The sequence below is a fragment of the Paenibacillus sp. cl141a genome, assembly GCF_900109305.1.
In the GTDB taxonomy this organism is placed as follows: Bacteria; Bacillota; Bacilli; order Paenibacillales; family Paenibacillaceae; genus Paenibacillus_AQ; species Paenibacillus_AQ lautus_A.
In genome coordinates, this window is record NZ_FNZO01000010.1 from 134,177 (window position 1) to 154,564 (window position 20,388).

Consider the following 20,388-nt stretch of genomic DNA (forward strand, 5'->3'; position numbering starts at 1 on the left):
CTAAAAATGGCATTCAAGTCAAGCGTAAATATCAAATTTGACATAGGAAATGTTGATTTTATACAACGATATATTCCCACTCCTTCCCATGCTGAGGCTATAAGAGGGATCTTAAATGGATTTGTTGTAGAGAATTCCAATCATTCACACATTATTATCGGACCATATGGGACAGGTAAATCACTATTAGCAAATGTCACAGGAAGTCTTGTGTCGAAATTGATTAACCCTAGTGATATTTCGGGACTAGTTAATAGGTTTAAACAAGTGGACGATCATATAGCAACAATTATAAAAAAAGTTACAGATATATCGATTACGTATCTACCGATCTTATTAAGTGGTAATGAGGGCAGGTTCAGACAGTCTATTTTGACAAATATTCTAAAAAAACTTACGGATCAAGGTATTGATGTTGTGTTACCTGGATTAGCTACAAAAATACTGAATTCAATTAAAGTTTGGGAAAATAATTTCCCTGAAACTTATAAGAAATTTAGTATTCAGTTGGAGCGAGATAATAAACAGCTTGCTATGTGGATTGATGAAATAAAAAAACAAAATGATGCCGAAATTAAATATTTCTCGGAAATTTATCCGCTTCTTACGTCGGGGGCTTCTTTTGATGTAGACTACGATAACAGTTTTATTTCACAAATGGAGTATCTGGTTAGTGTCTTGGAAAGCTATAATCTAGGGGTTTTTATTGTTTATGATGAATTTGCAAGGTTTTTACAAGGTCTTAATGCCAGTAGATTTAATGAAGCAATGCAAGATATTCAAGACCTTGCAGAACTTGCGAACAGATCGAAAGCAATACATTTTTTGCTGATTACTCATAAGAGCTTACGTCATTATTTTAATGTCTCGAATGTCGAATCAGCAAGAGAGTTTCAACGCATTGAAAAGCGTTTCAATCAATACCTAGTAAAGAGTGATCAAGCGACATTTCTTAGGATTGCTGAGATCATTATGAAGGAAAATATCGAAAAAAAACCTAGAATATCAACATCTAAGTTTACTAGTACTCAAAACATGATGCGGAAGTTTCCTCTTTTCCCAAGTATAAATCAAACCGAGAGGGACGAACTAGTAATACGTGGGATGTTTCCGCTCCATCCCGTTGCGATATTTTTACTACCAAATCTAACTCGGGTATTTGGACAAAATGAAAGAACATTATTTACTTTTTTAGAGAGTCATGAAACCTATGGACTAGTGAATCACATAATTAAAAAAAATAATGAGTATTACTTAGCTTGCCAATTATTTGACTTCTTTTTTCCAGATTCAAATGATATTAGTAATGACGATGTTTTTGAGCATATTCTTTTATATAAAAAGGCAATGGCACGATTACCTCAGAATATCTCTAATATACAGCTAGCTGTAAATATTGTGAAATTTATAACTCTCTGGAATTTATGCGGCGCTCAAAGTGATCATAAGTTAACTACAGACTTTTTACAGTTCGCAACACAAACTAGCGAATCTCAACTTTTGGAAATTTTAACGCCTTTGTGTGAAAGTAAAGTTATAAGATTTAATCGAGTAAATGATTACTGGGAGCTGTTCGCAGGTAGCTCAGTTGATCTACATGAAATATTGGAAAATGAAAAACAATTATTGAAAATTAATTCTTTCAAAGAAGTTGAGGTATTACAAAATAATCTAGACAGGAAGTTTTATTTTCCGGAAGAATATAATGATAATAAGGGCATGACTAGATTCGCTGCTATTAAAGTTGTGTATGGACAAGACATATTACAAAGCAAGGTTGAGGATAGTGATACATTAGCTGATCTTACTATTTATTATGTCTTACCTGAAGATATGGCAGGCCGAGATTATTTGGAAACAGCATTAGTAGATTTAAGTAAAGATTCCGAATCGAAATATTATTTCTTACATCCAGAACCAGTAGAAGGAATAAAAGCAGAAATTCACAATTACATTGGTTTGGAATTACTTAAACGAGATAAGTCGTTGTTGGCAGAAGATAAAGGCATTATCGAGGAATTAGAGCTACTTAGTAATGAGGCTAAGTTTAGAATTTCTAATTACTTGTCTAAATTATCATCCTTCAACGGGGAAGATTTATGGTACCTTGATGGCCAGAATATATCAATTCATTCAGAATTTGAGTTAACAGAAATTCTATCCGAGAAGTGCTATAGATTATACAATAATACGCCAATAGTGCTGAACGATTCATTTAATAGAAATACTATCTCAGGAGCACAAAGAAATGCAGCAATAATTCTTATTGAAAAATTATTAACGGAATACCAAGAGAGTCGATTTGGTATAGTTGGAAATGGACCAGAGTATGCGTTATACGCATCGATCTTCAAGAATAACGATCAGTTTGATGTAAATATAAACAACTTAGATTATGCCAATATAGGAAATCAAGCCTTCTCTATGCTAAGGGAGAGATTGATTGATAGATTGGAAATGAATCCAAAAGGTAATTTTAAAGATATAATTGATTTATTCGCAAGACCCCCATTTGGTATTCGTAAACCTTTAATTCCAATTCTTTTAGTGGCTTTATTAAGGGATCGTTGGAATGAGTTTATGTTATATCGTAATGAAATGTTTGTTCCAGGGGTTAATGGAACTAAACTATTTGATATTATTATTGAGGCCGGTCCCGAAAATTATGAGTATGTGTATGAGGTTATTAATCAGGATTATATATTATTTTTTAATAATATTGAGGTATACTTCCAGGAGTTCTTAGAGACACGTCTTGATAACCAGTCGAGACTTATATACGTATGTGGGACTTTACTCAAATGGTTAAGGTCTTTACCGAAAGTTATCCAAACATCCGAACAGATAGAACAAAATTTCAGACAATTTAGAGAGTGCATTAAAAGATCCGAAATTGATCCACAACAGACCATTTCTCAACTTTATGATCTTTTCCATGATGATTTCCAAAAGATGCTTTCTCTTAAACAGTATGGTGAGAACTTCGTTTCGATCTTTAAAAAGGATTTGTACCAAAAAGTCATTAAAATAATAGGAGTAACGAGTCTTGAAGAACTTAAAAATTGGGTTGGAGAGCAGAGTGCTTCTAACAATAATAAATTGATTACTAAGTTAAGTGCTTCTCTTGAAGATGAAGGATATTGGTTAGACCAATTTGCAGAGAGTTATATAGGTGTTAAATTAACAGAGTGGTCAGATACTACTTTAGATCTGTTTGTGACACAATTAGAGCATGATTACAAAGAGTTAGTATATGCGAAGGATTCGAGTTTGCAAGATGCTAGCAATATAGTCACTATTCAATTAGATAATAGTAGAATAACCATAGATAAAGTCGATTTATCTGTTAAATCGAAAACGGTATACTCGAATCTTGAAAGAATGATAAATAGTGCAGGAAGAAACGTGCCACGGCAAGAACTGGAGTATATTGTTTATAGTCTTTTTGAAAATTACGTAGTAAAAGCGGAGTGATACAATGGACAACGAAGAAAAAAAAGTCGTACACGTGGCGATGTTTAGTGGCGGAGCAGGAAGTGCTTATGTTGCTAATCATATGGTTCAAACTTACGGTAAAGAGAATTGTATTTTATTCTTTACAAACACCTTATGGGAAGATGAAGATAATTATAGATTTATGGATGAGGTATCCGAACATATTGGTTTAGAGATTACAGAGAGAATTGATGGAAGAACTCCAGAGGAAGTTTTCTATGATGAAAGATTTTTGGGTAATGCTAGGTTAGCTAAGTGCTCTGAGGAACTCAAGGTAAGACAAACGATTCTTTTCTTAGAAGATGAACTAAGGAATCAAAAGAATCTTGAACCGATTCTCTACTTTGGAATCGGACCTCATGAGAGACATCGTGCGGTTAATTTGAAAGAATTTTATGAACATTTTCCTATAGAACCGATAGAAACCAGATTCCCCTTGATTGATTTGTTTAGAGAAGATCTCGATGCTAAAGGAATCATTCGGGATGAGTGGGGGATTGAGTTACCTCGAATGTACAATATTGCAGAACAGCTAGCATTAGAAGAGAATAATGAAAATGCTAAACTTGCTTTGAAATATGGTATCAAGGGGTTCTCCCATGCAAATTGTGCAGGTAGATGTGTCCGTGGTGGATTTCAGCATTATGCACTTTTATATGCGATTTGGCCAGAAAGATATCGTGAACAAGAAGAAATGGAGGAGCGATTTAGAGCAACACTTAATAAAGACGTCTCCATCCTTAAAAAGGACGGGAGTTCATATACTATGAAGGAATTCCGTGAGGTTATGGATAAGGAAGGATTTGAAAAATTTCTTTTTAAAGCAGATGCTGACATTCCATGTGTTTGTTCATTTTCATAAAATTAATAAAAATCCGTCGATGACATTCGACGGATTTTTTATGTTGTTAAAGTGAAACTTCACTCGATAAAATTCCTTTTTGGTAGATTATCACGAGTCAATTCTTTAAGATAATACATATAAATAATTTTGGTAAATCATAGGGGAAATGGTGGACGGTGTCGAATGATACATAAGAACTATTTTTCCGATAAGGTGGTAGTGCAAAATGATCATTAATAAATCTGAATGGATTAGTTTTCTCCGACAATACGGGCCTATTCCTCGTAACGATAATATGTATGATGAAGCAATCCATAGAATAATTAAACGAAAAAAAATGAAACCTATAATTATTGAATCTGTTTATTTATCCGAACTCATTGAAAACTTTAAATCTAACAATCCTAAATCAGTAATTTTAACAGGTACAGCTGGGGATGGGAAAACATTCAATTGTAGAGAAGTATGGTTGGAGTTAGGAGGTCAAGTAGATGTTTGGCAAAATGAAGAAAAGATCAAGGAGCTTGTGCTATCTAATTTAAAGAAATTGTATGTTATAAAGGATCTCAGTGAGCTAAAAGATGAGGAAAGAGGTATCCTAAAACTCTTTATTAACTCTGTTCTTAATCCTGATGCTAGCAATGTTTTTTTAGTTGCTGCTAATGATGGGCAATTAATTGAAGCGTGGAAACATGTTGAAAGTGATCTTCAAACCGATGGTGTAAGAAATTGCATTGAACAAATGCTTGTTTCAGAGATACAGGAAATTAGCGGCTTTAATCTAAAACTATACAATTTAAGTCGAATAAGCTCTGCGATACTTTTTCCTAAGTTAGTAGATGTTGTACTGGAGCATCCTGGGTGGAATGATTGTAATAACTGTGTTTTAAGGGTGGACGATCAAACAGATAAAAAGTGTCCTATTTGGGAAAATCGAAAAAGACTTGAAGGGAACGGAGACGAAAAACTAATTCGTTCAAGAGTTACTGATCTTTTGGAGTTATGCGAGCTGAATGGGGTACATCTTCCAATTAGGCAGTTGCTACTATTAGTATCAAATATGCTCTTAGGTCATCCAGAAGCAAAGGATCGTTTGATGTCATGTTCTGATGCAATGAAAATAGTCAACGATAATAAGACATCACTTGCAAGTATCTATAGGAATATTTTAGGCGAAAACCTAACAGAGAGGCGTCGAGAATCAACGGACGTATTTTCTACGCTAGGCAGATTTGGGATTGGATATGAGACAAGTAATACTATTGATAATATCTTGATTTTCGGAGAAGACGATCCTGATCTCTCTTCGTATTATCAACAACTCGTATTAGATGATACCTACTATGGGGCAGACCCGACGTTTCGTGCGAATCAAAAAGATTATTTGGAAGGTGTAATGGATAGTGGTGAGCTGTTTTTAACATCACTTCGATCCCAGAGACAAAGGTTGTTTTTTGTGATCCCTAAAGATAAAGAAGAAGAACTTAAGCTTTGGCAACTAACTACATTTCAGTATGCTGGTGAATTTTTAACTGATGTTTACAGAATAGCAGCTAAGAGTGATAGAGTATCAACACAAATTGGTTCTAGAATATCTCAAGGGTTAAATCGAATTTTTACTGGATTGTTGGCAAAGAACAATAATGAACTTATTTTAGCTACATCCGGAAGCCATTCTCAAGCCAAAGTAAGTAGAATCTTTGAAGAAAGTGTTTCTGTTCCTAGAAAACGCGGCGAAAGCATGCAAGTCAAAATAAACGATTTTGGAAAACTCGTTATTGAAGTAAGATTTTCACCTTCTATTCCCGCTGTTGAGTTAGTATTGCAGTTAGCTCGGTATGAATTTCTGTCAAGAGTTGCAGAAGGTGCGCTACCGGGTAGTTTTTCAAGGGAATGTTATGAAGACATTCTTGGATTTAAGAGTAAACTTCTTAAACAATTGGAATTACGTCGCAAATTAGAAGAAGATACGAATGATGAAAGTGATGATCTATCGTTTAGAATAATTCGGCTTAATCAAGATGGTTTAATAGACGATAAAATTGTAGAGGTAAATTACAATGAATAATAGACTTCCACGTCCAACTCAAATTGATTCAGATATGTGGGTAGATGAGGCTATTTGGGGGCATCGCTTATATGATGAGCAGACTCCATGGTTGTGTTTTATGGAATTTTTAAATGTGCTTCAAGCTGAATATGACGCAGGAAAGGCATTTAATGAAACTGAGCCTAATAAGTGGGCTTACTTACCCCAATCAAGATTATATTTGAGAAACATATTGTTTAATAATCCTCAAATAACATTAATAGCTAGCAGATATAACTACGATGATAAAGAAGCATGGTCACAATGGTACGAAGTTATGAATAAGGGGCAGACTGGAATCCTAAATGCGGATTTTTCATATTTAGAAAAGCGTTTTCCAAAATTCGAAGATTTTGCTTTAGTAGTACAATTTCTAAGAGAGACAACTATAGAAGGTGATAATAATAAACGATGGAGCTCGCAATTCATTTTCCCTTACGGGCCAAATTGCTTGTACGAGGATCTAAATGTTAAAGAAAATAAGACTCCCACAAATGATAGGAGATTCTTTGGTAGAACAGGTGAACTTTTGTATTTAATGTTGGTGAGAAGTGGTAGAGGGTCTAGAATACTTCAAGGCTTACAAAATAGTGTTTTGAACCCGAATAATAAATTTAATCGTCTTGTTGCTGCACTAGAACCTAGTGAACCAGTAAACTCTTCAACTGTGAAACCAGGGGGATATCTTCCTTATTTATTTCTACCTGAATATCAAGCGCTTGCAGATGATTGGTTGAGTTTATTAGAGAGCGATATTCCGAGTTATGATGCAATACCTCACCTTGTTAATATAACAGGATTACACATGATCTTATACAGCTTAAAACGGGCAAAAGAAGTTCTGAAGGATGATAAAAAATTAACATTTATATTAGAAATTGTATCACCTAAAAAAACAATTATCAGGGAACTTTCATCTGATTCATTTACAGAGCATAACAAATTGTCACAAAAAGCAATAGAAGCCTATATTAGACAGATTGTTAATACAGAAGAGTGGGGACAAATAACCGATATCAGCGAAGCAATCACATTGCTGAAAAATAAATATGCTTGGCCAAAAGATAATAAAGAGAGTGATATAGAATCTGCAAATTCTCCTGAAGACTTGGTAAATAAATTTGTATCCGCTGCTACAAACAGACACAAACAGCATGTAAATAAGTTTCATAGTGTGTGGGGGAAAGAAATTGGACTTTCTTCTAGAAGGAGCTCAAGAAGGCTTAGATACGCTCCTCAAGATATGCTATTAAAGTCTTTAGTGTTATGTGTTGTACCAGGGAGAATGGAATTTCAAGACTTCTTAGATAAATTGTATGAAAAGTATGGATTCATTATTGGTGATAAACAGGCTTTTGAACTGACAGAGACCGGTAGAGTAGATATGGAGGCTTTTTCTGACAATTCAAGGCGGCTAGAGCAACGGTTAGCTAGTATGGGATTGTTGCGTAGATTATCAGATGCTTGCGCGTATGTCGAAAATCCCTTCGGAAATCAGGAGGAAACGATTCATGAATGAACTAGAATTAATCGGAAAAGTTGCAACGGAATATCTACGTCGTCATTTACAGAATAGCCAATCCGAAGAGGGAGTAGCACGTTTTTTACTAGATCGACTTACAGGGGAGCAAGTTATTCATATATGCAAAACAATTAATCAGGATGTATTCCTGTCCTCAGTAACAGATATTAAAATTCCTAGGAAATTAGTTGAGGGCAGTGATTTACCTGATGCTATGGTAACTGATGAAAAGACCACATACTGGAGAAATGCTCCGTGTGATAAACCTGCTATATTATTAGCTAATACAAACGATGATCAAGGGCCATCCCTAAAAGATATTTCAAGAATTGGAGCGGGGGATTTAAAGGGGCGGCAAGATATTTGGGTTAAGGTTGCAAGTAAGGATTTACCTTTAAGTGATGATCAAAAAAAATACTGGCAACAAGCATTAAAGGGATTACAGGAAGCAAATGAATGCAGCCTTGAAGAATTTAGCGAATTCGTTGTAAAGGTTCGTGAAAAAATTAATGAGGACAGCGTTCCTATAGTTCGTGCACTTGGCTGGGCATTGCCGGCTCTTCGCATTCCTCGAGATTCTTTTTACTTTGATGCTATTCCTGAAAAAGCATTAGGTCATGCTAGCCGATGGAAAAAAATGTTTGCTGATGCATATACTAAAAGAGCTTGTTATTTATATAAGCAACATCCAAATCGGCAAGTTATCGAAAATAGTGATATTCAAGCAACTTACAATAAAGTTAAAAGTCAAATAGATCCGTCCGTTCAAGTAATTATGGAATTATTTATTGAGTCTGATATTAATTGGTCTACTGCTGCAGAAAATTTGTCAGAATTAGAATGGGAATCGGATAAAGTGAATTTATTGTTTTTTGAGTTAAAGCCTTTGAAAATTAATTTGGCAGAAAAGACTCGCCAGCTTTATGAAGACGAATTTCCTGATACCCTTACAGATGATGAAATCACTTATTTGAACAATCTTAATGAACTCTTTATTAAAAGGAAAGCGAAGGAAGCTTCTGAGGAAGATAAAGAGTTTTATGATAAGCATCGACAAAACTTAGAGACCGATAAGGCTATAAAAGCAGAGTGGGATCGGTTTGTTTATGGAAAGCCGATTGAATGTACTGACTTTTTAGTTGGTTTATTAGAAGCAACTGAGCGACTTTTTGCACAATGTGAGAATTTTGACGGAAAAAAGGTTCTGAAAATACGTACCCAAAAGACAACCAGTAAAAAGTCTTGGCTGGATTTAAATGAAGATGTGGGTTTGTTTTTCTGCAATTCATATAGAGGCCTAGAAAAATTAACGAATTGGCAAGTGACTTGGGATACATTTCACTTATTTAAATATGATCAATTGATTTCAGAGTCAAAGCAGAAAGACAAATATAAAAAAAATACTTCAACGGCTAAATCCGCTATCCAGATTTCTTTTTATATCGAACTAACATATTTTGATTTGCAAGGATCTAAGCAAAAAAATGAAGTGAAGTTAATTTGGCAAGGGAATCCGTTGGAAATTGGATTGGAACTCCATGATGATTTGAAAAGATTATCTGGGCACCCCTTCTCTTATTCTACTGTATCGCAAAATCCAGTTAGCAAAAAAGGAAAACTCCAAGGGCTATCTTTGAGTGATGTAGGTACAATACAAGCAGTATTCGGCCAGGATAGAGGATCTCTAGTCTCAGTTTACGCAAAAACAACGGATTTAGAAAAACTTATCTTAAGGAATTTGAAGAAATCATTTGATGAAAATAGAATCTCTCAGAAGGATTTCGATACTCTTAATGAAGCATGGGGAGAATTCGCGGATAAATATAAGCAATCTATTAAAGAATGGCTTGAAGATGGAATTAACTCAGATTCGATGATTGAGCAAAGTGAGTTGTATGATAAGTTCTTACGATCTCTACAAGAGTATGCACTGGGAGATATAAATCGAATTAACATTATGCAACCTGTTATGAGTATTGGAAATGTTAGAGTGGATGGGGATAAAAACAAACCGATGACTATAGTTGCTCCATGGCACCCGATGCGTATGGCAGCTAAGTCCGTGAAAGCCCGACAAGTTATTGGATTAATAAATTACGTATTAACTACAGACCAAGTAGACTTTGGTGATCCACGACTTTTCTTTACAGATCTTAAAGAGGAAATTTTAAGTCCATACTATCCGGAAGTTGCGGTAGGTTATAAAGGGCAAGAGCCAGTACTTCTCTCAATTACAGATGCAAAAAATGATTACACCTTAATGGAATATCCGGTACGCGAGGATGTTGTCGATACACAGACTAATGAAGACCCAAAAGAAGCAAGTAATAAGCTGCTAAGTCTGGTTGAACGTTATCTAGATCTTCAACCTCACGAAAAGACAAATTTAAGTTTGATTCTGTATAATTGTGACTCTACGAGACTACCCGAAACAATCGTAAATTCACTCGCCACTATGCATGAGGCAGAGGAAGAAGTCCGTTGTCAGGTGATATTGAGACACCGTGACACGAATAAGTTAAATGAATTGTATATGAAAATGATTGAGAATGCGGGTAGTGATGCAGATTCTTTTGTAGCAAGTGAAGTAACTCGTGATTTTATGGCACGTTTGCGTGTCGGTGTCATGGCACATGAAGCGACTTCCTTGGATCCTAAAGAAGGGAAATTGGCTGATATTGTGTTCCTGCAAGATGTAATTTCAAGACAAGCCAATCTTGAATGGGATGAAGTACAGGTTAGGCAGATTCCAGAACTTCTTGATCATTACCCTCCTCGATGGACGAAAAGACGCTCATCGACAAAGGATGAGCTCAAATCAACTGTATATCTAGCATGTCCAAGCCAACCTTCTGTTGGGTGGTCATATCTTTCAGCAGTTTATTCTGTAGTAAGAGGTATTGATGCAGATCCAGGGAAATACTTCCTGCCGGCTAGGCAGATCTCCTTTCAAAACGAAAAAGTTAAAGTTATTTTTGACGAGGCACATAAATTAGGTGAATGGGTTGTCAACTATGACGAACTATTAGAGCGAAGACAATTGAAGAATCTTGGTGTTAAAGTTATAAAATATCAACATAATAAATCTCATGGCTCTAATGTAGTTGTCTCCTCAAAAACGCAATTGAATTTGCTTAATGTGCTAGTAAAAAGAAGACTGAGTGCTTTGAATTTAGGTTTAACAGACGCTGAGTTGGTACAACTCACTGATCGTTTTATTGAGGATGCCAATGCAATATCAGGTGATATTGTACTTCGTGCAGCAAAGCGTGGTGTATTTGCTGGTGAATTAATTGGAGTGGTATTAAGCAAAACGATTCTCCAATCTGAGATGGAGAGTGGACAGTATGCAGGGTGGTTTTTCTTAGATGATTATGCAGCATGGCTTGGACAAAAAGAGGAACAGATTGCAGATATATTAGCTATAGGTCCTAAAATAGTAGATGGTAAAACTCAGCTCCAAGTATTCATATCTGAAGCGAAGTATGTCGATGCAAAAGGTGTTTCCGAAGCGAAAAAAAATTCTTCAAAGCAGTTACGGGATACTGTATCGAGAATGGATAGTGCGCTTTTTGGCGATCCAGGAAGGCTTGATAGAGACTTATGGCTATCTAGAATAAGTGATCTGGTGAATGATGGTATTGATTTACCTCCGGGTGCCCCATTTACAGTTGAGGAGTTAAGAGAAGGGATTCGCAATGGAAATATTCCTATTGAGATTAAGGGATACTCCCATGTATTTTTATCCACGTTGCCGGATATTTCATTGGATAGTGAAAGGTTTCCGATTGCAAATGCTAAAAAATGTTATCAAGAAGTGTTTACTCGGGATCTTTTACGAGAATTAGTATTGGCATATCACAGAGACGAGTCTATCCTCTCAATTCGTGAGGAACTGGATGATAGCAAGCCGTGGGAAGTATCCGAAGCTAAGCTACCCGCTCCAAGAATCAATTATGTTGTTGCGAGTAACAATGGAGATGTTTCCAATCAAGGTATTGTCCCAGAAAACAGAGAAGACGCGGGGATAGAAAGAGATTCTGATGAAGCTGAAGAGAACACATCTGAGGCAAATCAAGATGTGGATCAAGTAGAAAAGAACAATCTTGATGATTTAGCAAATGAAAAAGAAACAGTTGTTGAAAGTAATACTGATATACCATGGGCTAGTCCCCAATTAGCTAATTGGATTCAGCGAAACACCCAAATTACAGAAGAAAATAGCGAGGATCGATCTTGGGTTAATGAAACGGTTAATAAACTAAGGTTGGCACTAATAAGCTACAATCTACAAGCAAAGGTTATTGGACATCGGCTAACGCCAAACGCTATTGTTATAAGGTTAAAAGGTTCTGATCAATTAAAGGTTGATGATATCGAGAAAAGAAGATCCATGCTTCTTACAACCCACGCCCTTGACGTAATAAACGTCATGGCACATCCAGGTGAAATTGTTGTTTCTTTGGCACGACCACATAGGCAGAGTATTTCGTTGGCTGATGTTTGGAAGATAAGAAAGGTTCAAAATGATGCATCTGGCCTAAACATGAGTTTCGTTATTGGAGTTAAAGAAATTGATGGTGAACTTCTTTATTTAAATCTAGGTGGAGAGTTTGAAGGCGGAGCTCAGCATGCACCACATACTCTTATCGCTGGTGCTACAGGAAGCGGTAAATCTGTATTGCTGCAAAATCTAATACTGGACATATGTGTGACAAATAGTGATAAACTTGCGAATATTTATTTAATTGATCCTAAGTTCGGTGTCGATTATATGCATCTTGCTGATCTACCACATCTTGTTGAAGGTATCATTGATGATCAGAATAAAGCTACTCAAATACTAGAGGATCTTGTCATTGAAATGAATGACAGGTATCAGAAATTCAAAGAAATTAAAGTGAATAACTTGAAGGATTATAATGCAAAAGTATCAGAAGAGGAAAAGCTTCCACTTATTTTCTTAATTCACGATGAGTTTGCCGAGTGGATGTTGGTCGATGAATATAAGAGTGCAGTTTCTTCCATAGTTCAACGGTTAGGGGTAAAGGCTCGTGCAGCAGGTATTCATTTAATATTTGCAGCTCAGCGACCAGATGCTAATGTATTACCAGTTCAGTTAAGGGATAACTTAGGTAATAGATTAATATTGAGAGTTGAGAGTGTAGGTACCTCAGAGATTTCCCTTGGAGAAAAAGGGGCGGAAAAACTACTCGGGAAAGGGCATTTGGTAGCAAGACTGCAAGGAGAAGCTAATTTGATATATGCACAAGTGCCATATATGGATACAAGTGAATTTTCAATAATTTAAAACGAGGTGATAGAAAAATGATTTGGACACCTACTAATCAGAGTATTGCTGATTTAAGAGATTGGGCCAATTCCAATACTCTTGAGATAACTCCTGATTTTCAAAGAAAAGAAGTATGGTCTAGAGCTGCACAAATAATGTTGATTGATTCTATATTAAAAAATATACCTATGCCCAAAATTATTGTGCAATCAATAATAAGAGACGGAAGGATATACAGAAAGGTAATTGATGGACAACAGCGTATAAAATCAATTTTATCTTTTATGAGAGATGAATATGCCCTAACGAAACCATATGAAGGTCCGTACAAGGGAAAGAAATTCTCACAACTGCCTGAAGAAGAAGGAAATCAAGTGCAAACTGCATTTTTGTCTTATGTGATAGATTTTAATGAGTTGAAAAATGCAACTGAAGAAAATGCTAGAGAGATATACTCTAGGTTGAACAAATATAATATTCCTCTTAACAAACAAGAACTAAGAAGGGCCGATTTTCCAGGTGATTTCTTAAATTTATCTGAATTGAAGGCTGAAATACCCTTTTTTGATGAATCAAGAATATTTACAGCTGCAAACAGCAAGAGAATGGGTGATGTCGAATTTATCTCCGAGCTTTTGGCTGCCACTATAGAAGGACCCCAAGATAAAAAAGAAACGTTGGATAATTTCTACATTGAATATGGAAATTGGGAAGAGGAGCATCGAAAGAAGACAGATAGCGAGTTCGCTCATGTAATAAATGATATTGATTATATATTTAATGAGGATTTAAAACTGTCTAATTCGAGATTTCGTCAAAAATCTGACTTTTATAGTTTATATCTTGCTATATTAGAACTATATAGAGAAAATAAGACACTGAATACAGAGTTCAAGTTACAAGATAAAGAGTTAGTGTATTTACGCAAAGACCTGAAGATGTTAAATGACTTTACTGCTCCTGAGTCTGATGTTGAGTTCCTATCGGAATATGCAATAAAGTGTGTATCGAATGCTAATTCATTATCGAGTAGAAAATGGAGGAAAGATTTCCTCAAGAATATATTAAATGGAACATACAAGGGAAAGCCTCCTGAGGGTAATTTTAAAGAAGAGTTAAAATCAATTATTTTTGACATTAAATCAATCACTCGAATGAAAGAAAGTTGTCCATTGTGTAACGAGAAAATTGATTTTACAGATGAGTCTATTGAAAATCTTGATTTGACTTGGAATTCTAACTCTGAAATATTCCAAATGTCCAATTCCATATTTACACATAAAGAATGTTAGTTGAAATGGGGCGATTTTCATGGTGGATACTATCCCTCTTTTTTTAGAGCAAAATAAAAAAGAAGTATACTATGTTTCTAATAGAATTAAAGATATAAACGGAAGGGTTTATATAGTTGATGGAGAAAGGTTGGGAAATGGAGGGAATGCCGTTGTTCATAAATGCATTGACTACATCACAGGTGAAGAGTACGCTATTAAATTCCAATTATCACTTCAACCTAAAAAAATCAAGAGATTTCTGAACGAGATCAAACTATTACAAGAAGTTGAACACGACCAATTAATAAAATATTATACACATGGAGAATGTGCTGGTAAGTATAAGTTAAAAAAGGGTCCGGAAAAAGAAAAAAATATCCCCTTTTTAATTATGACTTTAGCAAATAAAACTTTAAAAGAATTTATGTTTGAGCAAGGGAACGTGGATTTCCCAGAATATATAGCGCAGTTTCAAGGCTTAGCTGCAGCATTAGCAGAACTGCACAAAAAAGCAATTCACAGAGACATTAAACCAGAAAATATTTTGGTATCTGGTGAAACCTGGATATTGAGTGACTTTGGGCTTTGTAAGTTTCTTGAAACAGAGGAAGAAGAGGATTTAACAGGTGAAAAGGAAAATGTTGGTCCCAAGTTCTGGATGTCACCTGAAGCACTTAATAGGACTATTGGAAACAAAGATGAAATATTGAAATGTTCAGATGTCTATCAATTATGTAGCGTATTTTGGTATATAATAAATAAAAGACATCCATCTGGTATTCTTACTAAGGAAGATTGGGTGGGTCCTGACCATATATTTGATGTTATTTATAATTCATTATCACATGACCCTAATAAAAGACCCTATGATGGTGAAAAGTTATTTCAAGAATTATATGAGGCTACATTAGCCGGTTGAATTTTTACAATATTCAATATTTTTCAAACGAAACAGTCTGCCTGCAGCAAATAGGGTTCTTAACCAACCTGAATACAGAACGCTTTTCGATATATTATTTATAGTGATGACTTTCTTTATTAGATTTTATCGTACATAAGTTATGATATATTGAAATGAGATGGTTAGACGAAGCTTTATTTTTAGAATAATGGAGAAATAGCTTGATCTAAATTTATATCTTTATATGTTGTCGCCCGATATTTGAATCGGGCGTATTTATTTTTAGCTATTTACTCAACATTGTTCTTACACAAAAAGGATTACAAGTAGGTTAGGTTTCTGGGGTTTTATATATAGACCATTTAATTAATAAATATCGAAATGAGGAAGCAACATGATTACACAAGTCAGAAGTTGGACTCACGATGATAAGATACCAAATATGATTGGCAGAAAGAAAGTAGACTGGTCGATTTTTGAATATGGAAGCACCATACCTAACGACTTTAAGACTTTCTTCTATAAAGCTAATGCTGGCGAAGAGATTAAGATTGGCAAAGGGAAGCAGGTTACATTGATATATGAAGATAACCAATACCAAGCTTCTCTAAGAAACGTGGATCAAAAAAGTGCTGGTAGAGAAACACTACAACTACGTTACCATTCAAATGACTTAAAGGAACTGATGTTAACTCATTTTAAACATTCCTTTGAATATATATCTGCACGAAAGCCTCAGGATCCAGGCAATAAAAAGCAAGTTGTTGTCCCTGATGAATTAGCAGAGTACTTGGAACTGTATTCAACAGATATTCCATATACTTATGAAATGAAATTGATTACCACTAAAAATGCTAGTGGTCCGAACCCAAATATTTGGTGGGTCAATCAAGGGGCTACTTTGTCGGCGGAGAAAGATGAAGGTATCATTTGGGCACCGCTTACCGGCAAGGGAGGACGTTCACAGTATCATTGGGATACCATGGATGAAGTAAAGCAAGGAGATATCATCCTTCATTATGCCAATGGATCATTGCGATATGTAAGTAGAGCTCTCGAAGACTGCATACACGCTGAAAAACCAGCTTCGATGTCGAATTCAGATTGGAATGAAGAGGGGAGACTTGTGCGTGTTGATTATCATGAGTTGCAGCCTCATGTTCCACTAATCGAATTTTCGCAAGCTATTATGAGCTTGCAAATTCATCAAGGTCCCATTCATTCAGGAGCAGGAGTTAAACAGGGGTATTTATTCCGCTTTAATATGCAAGGTTTGCAAGTCATTCAAGAGAACGCTCCAGAAGTAGAATGGCCAGAGTTTACAAATTTTAAGCAAATTACAAATAAAGCAAAAGCAGTGGTGACAACCTTGCCTAAATTAGAAGATACCGAAATAGCTAGTAGCTTAGAGAAAATCAAATCCCACATCACCCACCAAGGCTTCCACTATCCAGACGGCATAATCGAGAATCTTTACCTATCCCTTAAGACAAAACCTTTTGTCATTCTGGCAGGGGTATCCGGCACGGGTAAAACCAAGCTTGTGAAGCTGTTTGCTGAAGCAGTAGGTGCTACTAAAGATAATGGACAGTTTGCACTTATTCCCGTTCGGCCGGACTGGAGTGATCCTTCTGATTTGCTGGGATACAAAGACTTGTCCGGTGTGTTCCGCCCTGGGCGTTTAGCAGAAGTATTGGTGGAGGCTTCAAGGCCGGAGAATCTGCATAAGCCGTATTTTATCTGTTTAGATGAAATGAACCTGGCCCGGGTCGAGTATTATTTTAGTGATATCCTTAGTGTGATTGAAACTCAAGAGTGGAAGCAGGATCGAATTGTCACTTCGGCATTAATTCACGGGGAGTCCTTGTTACCTGAGGATAGGTTACTGTACGGAGACTTAGCTATACCAGATAACGTGTACCTGATTGGTACCGTTAACATGGACGAAACGACACATCCTTTTAGCAAAAAGGTGCTAGACCGTGCCAACACGATTGAGTTTAACTATATTGATCTCAAGCAATACCCGGAGATTGAATCTCGGGAGGAAGAGGCACTTCATCCAGTACATAATTCATTCTTAAGAAGTGAGTATTTGCAGCTCGTTGATGTGTATTCGGAGTACACAGAACTGGTTCAGTCCACCACCGATAAGCTGGTGAAGATCAATCATATTTTAGAAGAGATTCATTCCCATGTGGGATTCCGAATTCGAGATTCCATCTGCTTTTACATGATATATAATGAGCGGTTTGGACTTCTTAAGAAGGAGGAGGCCTTTGATCTACAACTCTTACAAAAGATTTTACCTCGCGTCCAAGGTAGCAGCTTATCGATAAAGAGAGTTCTTTTGAAGCTTCTTGAGGGTGCGTTAGGTGAAAAGTTACGTATAAATGAGCTTTTGGATGATGCCTCAGAAATCTATCTCAAATGGAATGAGAATATAGAGGAGAAGAAGCCCAAGCATCCTCTAAGCGCTCGGAAAATCGCTTTTATGCTGCGGAGGTTAGAAGAAGATGGATTCACCTCATACTGGCTCTCTTAATCAAAGCGTCGAGTTACTGCGGATCGAAACCAATCTTTTTAATCTTTACATTCAGGGCAAGCCTTATCATCCTACGGTAGAAACAATGCAACTCCATCGTCAAGGGGACGGAGATTGGATCGACACAAGTCTTCAAGTCCAGTCTCTCTCTAGCGAGCTACAGGTTGAGCGAATCTCCATGTTCACACCCGAAACAGGGGAGCTCACTCCTTGGATCGTAGGAGAGAAAAGCCGTCCTTTGTTTTTTGAGACGCAATCCTATGAATTTGTCATTGAGAAAAAGAAACCGATCTCTCTAACTTTTCATCATGAGAATGCTAGTGTAAGGCAGGCAATTAAGCCGCTTGGTCCAAGTATTCTGTCCGGAATTTTGAATTTTCAGAATGAGGTTGGGCTGTCTGAGCTTGAGCTCCGACTGGATGGACAGGATATTTTTCAACTGCAGATTGAAGTATTTCCTTCCAAAATGGATTACAAAAAAGATTACCAAATGATCCTGGATGATGTGAATCGGCAGATTTACAACTTGTCCTTTGATTTTTTTCGGAAAACTTATCATTTAACTGGTTTGAAAGAAACCAAGCACCAGAGTTTGACCGAGTTTTTTGCGATTTTACAGCATGTATTTGAACAACTGGTTCGTGCAGTGGAACGGATCGACCATTCGCCACATTATAAGCTGGAGAAAGAAATGCGGAAGGTGGAGGCTGCCAGAGTTAAGAAGGCTGGTAAGGACAACTTGGCATATCTGAGCAAGCATCCGCATTTGCTTCGACAAGATGAGAAGATCGGATTCATTCCCGTGAACGGGCAGAGCCTATATCCCAGTCATGTGCTGGAAACGAAGCGACGAATTCAATATGATACGTTGGAAAATCGTTTTGTGCGGTGGGTACTGGAACGTATATCAAGCAAGCTGAAAATGTTGAAGACGAGATTATCAAGGATAACTAGAATGCAGGATCCCATTCTTCTGGATAAAATCAATGCGATGCAGAATCAGATCATACGGCTGCTGAGGCTTGATTTTTTGAATGTAAGTGGAATGAAGCAGTTTTCCGTTTCTCTAGTGCTACAGATGGCACCCGGGTATCGAGAAGTATACCGTAATTACTTAATGCTGATGAAGGGGCTAGCGATCCAAAGTGATTTGTTTCGCCTCTCGATGAAAGACTTAGCGCAGCTGTATGAGTATTGGTGTTTCCTGAAGATTCATGATCTGCTTAGCAAGAAGTATGAGCTTCTCAAGCAGGATATTATCAAGGTGCAGCGTACCGGGGTTTTTGTAACTCTGGACAAGTCTGCACAAGCTAAAATGGTGTACCGGAACCCGAACAATGGAGAGACGTTTACGCTATTTTACAATTCACTTCCTCAAGGTGACCGAAGTGTAACGCCAGGGCAGAGGCCGGATAATGTGCTGACACTGAATAAGAACGAGGCTGCCGTGGAGTATAAGTATATTTTTGATGCCAAGTACCGTATAAATCCTGCATATGAAGGAACCTACTATTATGATAAGTACAAGCAGCCGGGTCCAGAGGAAGACGATATAAACACGATGCACAGGTACCGGGATGCGATTGTATATGCTGATGGACAAGGACAGGAGTATGAGCGAAGCATGTTTGGGGCATATGTGCTCTTTCCTTATCATGATGAGGAGAAGTTCCGGGAGCATCGTTTTTATAAGAGCATCGAGCTTGTGAATGTGGGGGCTTTTCCGTTCTTACCTAACTCCACTGATCTGATGGAAACCTTCCTGGATGAGATTATTAGGGACAGTCCGGAAAAAGCCTATGAGCGCTCCACTCGTCCAAGAGGTACGAAGAGTTACTATCAGAATCAAATGGCTGGGAAAAATGTTTTAATTGGTTCGTTACGCGAGCCTACTCAGCTAGAACAAGCGCTGTCGCTAAGCTTTTACCATATGCCGCTTGAAAATGTTACCGATCACAAGCTGTTAACACAGATCGAATATGTTGCACTTTATCAATCTAAAGGAAGGTTTGCTTCTACCGGGAAAACGGGAGTTCATTGGTACGGGCGGGTGACCGATTGGAAGGTACTTCATCGCAAAGAAATTACCGAGCGTCCAGCAAGAAAGGGCATGGAGGAAAAATTGTACGTCAAATTCACGATCGAAGAGTGGAAGAAGCGAGATAAACCGATCATTCCAGGTGGACGAGGGATTCAGAAGGTCTTGTTTACGTCGAAATATATTTTTGATCGGGCTGCGGAAATCGCGGAGCTGAAGCTGGAGACGGAAGAAGATCTCGTAAAATGGCGTGAGCAAAGACGTGTGGGTAAAGTAAAAGTTGAGCTGGATCATGAACAGGTGGATTTGGCGAAGCGGGTATTAGGGATCCGTGGTTCGGATGGGTTTAATCATAGGGAAGGGTAAACTTCGATATGCGTATTACGT

The 20,388-nt window shown here is 36.9% G+C and carries 9 protein-coding genes; all 9 read left to right on the plus strand.

Annotated features, from left to right (window positions below; all coding sequences use genetic code 11):
* The first annotated feature begins 6 nt into the window (after positions 1–6).
* The 9 genes from BMX45_RS23605 to BMX45_RS23645 all read left to right on the plus strand — a co-directional run bounded on the left by BMX45_RS23605 (position 7) and on the right by BMX45_RS23645 (position 20,367).
* Positions 7–3,474: a hypothetical protein gene (locus tag BMX45_RS23605; RefSeq protein WP_090912355.1), complete on the plus strand. Its 3,468-nt coding sequence runs from the start codon at positions 7–9 to the stop codon at positions 3,472–3,474.
* A gap of 4 nt (positions 3,475–3,478) precedes the next feature.
* A complete protein-coding gene (locus tag BMX45_RS23610; RefSeq protein ID WP_090912357.1) occupies positions 3,479–4,357 on the plus strand; it encodes a hypothetical protein in 879 nt (292 codons plus the stop codon).
* Positions 4,358–4,565: 208 nt separating this feature from the next.
* Positions 4,566–6,407 (plus strand): hypothetical protein, encoded by a 1,842-nt coding sequence (locus BMX45_RS23615; RefSeq protein ID WP_090912359.1) that lies wholly within the window; start codon positions 4,566–4,568, stop codon positions 6,405–6,407.
* Positions 6,400–7,947 carry a methylation-associated defense system protein MAD7 family protein gene (locus tag BMX45_RS23620; protein ID WP_090912361.1) on the plus strand — a complete coding sequence of 516 codons (1,548 nt, stop codon included), beginning with the start codon at positions 6,400–6,402 and terminating at the stop codon, positions 7,945–7,947. Before BMX45_RS23615 ends, BMX45_RS23620 begins: the two co-directional genes overlap by 8 nt.
* A complete protein-coding gene (locus BMX45_RS23625; RefSeq protein ID WP_090912363.1) occupies positions 7,940–13,261 on the plus strand; it encodes an FtsK/SpoIIIE domain-containing protein in 5,322 nt (1,773 codons plus the stop codon). Before BMX45_RS23620 ends, BMX45_RS23625 begins: the two co-directional genes overlap by 8 nt.
* Positions 13,262–13,278: 17 nt before the next feature.
* On the plus strand, positions 13,279–14,535 hold the full coding sequence (locus BMX45_RS23630; RefSeq protein WP_090912365.1) for a DUF262 domain-containing protein: 1,257 nt from the start codon (positions 13,279–13,281) through the stop codon (positions 14,533–14,535).
* A gap of 19 nt (positions 14,536–14,554) precedes the next feature.
* Positions 14,555–15,436 carry a protein kinase domain-containing protein gene (locus BMX45_RS23635; protein ID WP_090912367.1) on the plus strand — a complete coding sequence of 294 codons (882 nt, stop codon included), beginning with the start codon at positions 14,555–14,557 and terminating at the stop codon, positions 15,434–15,436.
* A gap of 376 nt (positions 15,437–15,812) precedes the next feature.
* Positions 15,813–17,963, plus strand: a complete 2,151-nt coding sequence (locus BMX45_RS31980) for an McrB family protein (protein WP_254778216.1) — start codon at positions 15,813–15,815, stop codon at positions 17,961–17,963.
* 370 nt (positions 17,964–18,333) lie between these two features.
* A complete protein-coding gene (locus tag BMX45_RS23645) occupies positions 18,334–20,367 on the plus strand; it encodes a DUF2357 domain-containing protein (RefSeq protein ID WP_368087178.1) in 2,034 nt (677 codons plus the stop codon).
* The last annotated feature ends 21 nt before the right edge of the window (positions 20,368–20,388 follow it).

Coding starts and splice junctions, on each gene's coding strand:
- BMX45_RS23605 (WP_090912355.1), top strand. CDS start 7: ATGGCATTCAAGTCAAGCGTAAATATCAAATTTGACATAGGAAATGTT.
- BMX45_RS23610 (WP_090912357.1), top strand. CDS start 3,479: ATGGACAACGAAGAAAAAAAAGTCGTACACGTGGCGATGTTTAGTGGC.
- BMX45_RS23615 (WP_090912359.1), top strand. CDS start 4,566: ATGATCATTAATAAATCTGAATGGATTAGTTTTCTCCGACAATACGGG.
- BMX45_RS23620 (WP_090912361.1), top strand. CDS start 6,400: ATGAATAATAGACTTCCACGTCCAACTCAAATTGATTCAGATATGTGG.
- BMX45_RS23625 (WP_090912363.1), top strand. CDS start 7,940: ATGAATGAACTAGAATTAATCGGAAAAGTTGCAACGGAATATCTACGT.
- BMX45_RS23630 (WP_090912365.1), top strand. CDS start 13,279: ATGATTTGGACACCTACTAATCAGAGTATTGCTGATTTAAGAGATTGG.
- BMX45_RS23635 (WP_090912367.1), top strand. CDS start 14,555: ATGGTGGATACTATCCCTCTTTTTTTAGAGCAAAATAAAAAAGAAGTA.
- BMX45_RS31980 (WP_254778216.1), top strand. CDS start 15,813: ATGATTACACAAGTCAGAAGTTGGACTCACGATGATAAGATACCAAAT.